The organism is Anaerotruncus sp. G3(2012) (assembly GCF_000403395.2).
Taxonomy (GTDB): Bacteria; Bacillota; Clostridia; order Oscillospirales; family Ruminococcaceae; genus Anaerotruncus.
The window spans coordinates 67,725-70,240 of sequence record NZ_KE159660.1 but is presented as its reverse complement, the minus strand read 5'-3'; the positions used below and the strand labels follow the sequence as shown (position 1 = coordinate 70,240).

The 2,516-nt window shown below is 53.5% G+C and carries 1 protein-coding gene; it reads right to left on the bottom strand.

The window, feature by feature from the left end:
* Nucleotides 1-1,573: 1,573 nt before the first annotated feature.
* A complete protein-coding gene (locus C814_RS11005; protein ID WP_016317901.1) occupies nt 1,574-2,080 on the bottom strand; it encodes a hypothetical protein in 507 nt (168 codons plus the stop codon).
* Nucleotides 2,081-2,516 lie beyond the last annotated feature (436 nt).

Below are 2,516 nucleotides of genomic sequence, written 5' to 3'. Positions count from 1 at the left end.
TGCCCGAGCGTCGCGCGCAAGCGCGCTTCGGGCTGAAAGCCCGAGAAGCGAAGGGCGTTGTTTTGGTCGGGATTCCAAAACAACATGCGCCCCACCCCCCTTATGGAACCCCCGGAAGGGTGCCCGCCTTTGGCTGGGCGGAAGGGACACGCATGTCAGTGCCCGCCCTGACCTGTTTTTTGCCCAGACAGGCCCCGCCCACTCGACCCGGGCCGCACCGCAGAACCCCTCTACACTGTGCTCGAACGGATCGGTGCACAAGGCTTGCCGGGGAGGGGCATACGGGGAGGGGGCACTGCCCCCTAGCCCGTAAGGCAAACTGAGGGGGCGTCGCGGCCTTAGCCGCGCTTCGGACCGCAGATCCGAGAAGTCCCCCGAAGAAGGGCGCTTGCGCCCCGGAAGTTTGGTCGGGAACCCAAACTTCCGTTGCCCTCAGCCCCTCTTGTGGGGTGCGCCGAGCGGCTGTCGCGGCCTTAGCCGCGCTTCGGACCGCAGGTCCGAGAAGTCCCCCGAAGAAGGGCGCTTGGTCTGGTGCCAAACGGATGCTGCCGTTGTTGTTTTTTTAACGATTTTTACACCAGAAACAGGCCGATGTTGAAAGATCGGCTGTTTTGGTTCCTATAGTACGTACATAACATACAGTACATACAGGGATTTTTTTTAGTGAAAATTGGGTGGGTGGACTGGCTTTTGATGGGAGTTTGCCGGATGGCCCTGGTTTTTTTAAGGTACCCAGTTTTGGTTTGTAAGATTGGCAGATTCGGTTAGTCTAGTACCCAGTTTTGGTTTGCATGGTGGGCAGAACCGGTTTGTATGGGGGGTTGTCTGTCCGGGCGGGTGGCCAAGAGGGGTGGTTCTGCATTTTGACGGGTTGTTAAAAACGGGAGATATTCGCCGTAAATGGCTGATTTCAGGAGATTTTGAGGGAATTGCTTTTTATGGTACCCAGTTTCGGTTAGTGATTGGGTTGTGGTTGAGAAACTGACCACCAGGTTGCTTGGTTGCCCAATTTCCCGCAAAATATGCGTGTTTTCGGAAAGATTTCGAGAAAAATCGCAGAATTTTAAATTTTTGTGAAAATCGAAGCAATCATGAGAAAAACAGAGGAATCAGTGGATAAACAGGCAATTATAAAAAGGATGGTACCCAGTTTTGGTTAGTTGTGGGGCGGATTTGTGTACCGTTGTCCGGCTGGCTGCGGTCCCACTTTTTTGTGGCTGGTTTGGGATTGTATACGTAAGGTAAAGCTTTTTTTATTTCTGTAGTATTTTTAAAGAGTTATGGATTGGGGCAAATAATAGAGGAATCCGGAGAAATCCGGAGAGATTGCCGGTTAAATAGAAATAAAATTTGAAAAGGTACCCAGTTTCGGTTAGTGGTACCGTGAAAAAGATTACAGAGTGTAAAAAGTTGAAAAACCCTCCCGAATGGCTTTGAACTGAAATCGCTTAAAAAACAGAGAAAATCAAAGGAATCCGTTGCTTATTTCGAAAAACAGCGATTGAAAAATGAGAAAGGTACCCAGTTTCGGTTAGTTGGTACCGTCCCGTTTGGAAAGGGATTTTCCTTTACATCAGACCCCCAAAATTTTCTTGAGAATGTCGTTTACCAGTTTGCTGTCGGTGATTTTTTGGGCGACTGCGGCGCGATGCAGCGCGTCAATGACCGCTTCATCCAGATAGAAGGTTTTGTTTTTGGCGTTGCGGCCTTCGTCCCGCACGATGAACGCGGTCAGATCGGGCAGCGGGGCAGCTGTTTTACGTGCGGGACGCGGCTTGATGTTTCCCTCCCCTGCTGGGGGAGCCGGCACTGTTTCCGGGATCGGCTCCGGCATGATTTCTGGGTTCGGCGGATTTTGCGGGGAGCTTGTCCGGGATTCGGGCGGGGTTGGTTCGGGCAGCTCGGGTGGGCTGATCGTTTGAGTGTCTGCCGGGGTGGGTTCCGGCGGGGTTGTGGGGGCGGTTTCCGCTGGCGCGGCTGGTGCCGCAGGGCGGATTCCCTCTTCCGCGGGTTTGGACGAGCGTGCTTTCATCTCCTTGGCCTGCCGCTCAAGGACGCTTTTGGTAAATTTGTTTGCCATAATTTCCAATACCTCCATGAATATATTCGTGAATATAGTTTTCAATAGATTTATGAATATATAAACGAATAGATAGGCGAATATGTACGGCGATGCTGTTTTGCTTTCGATCTGATGCGTTAAGGCAGCATCCGTTTGGCCCCAAGGTGTGCGGCGTTTTGGGTTCCAGGGCAACGGAAGTTTGGATTCCCGACCAAACTTCCGGGGCGCAAGCACCCTGCTTCGGGGGACTTCTCGGACTTGCGGACCGGACTGCGAGCCGCAGCGAGCGTTTCGAGGCCAACCGCCGCAGGCGGCTCTTAGGCCGAGATCGCGCATCCGCCGCGACGACCCTGCGGGCTGCCTCACGGGCGAGGGGTCACCGGGCGCATGTTGTTTTGGGTTCCCGACCAAAACAACGCCCTTCGCTTCTCGGGCTTTCAGCCCGAAGCGCGCT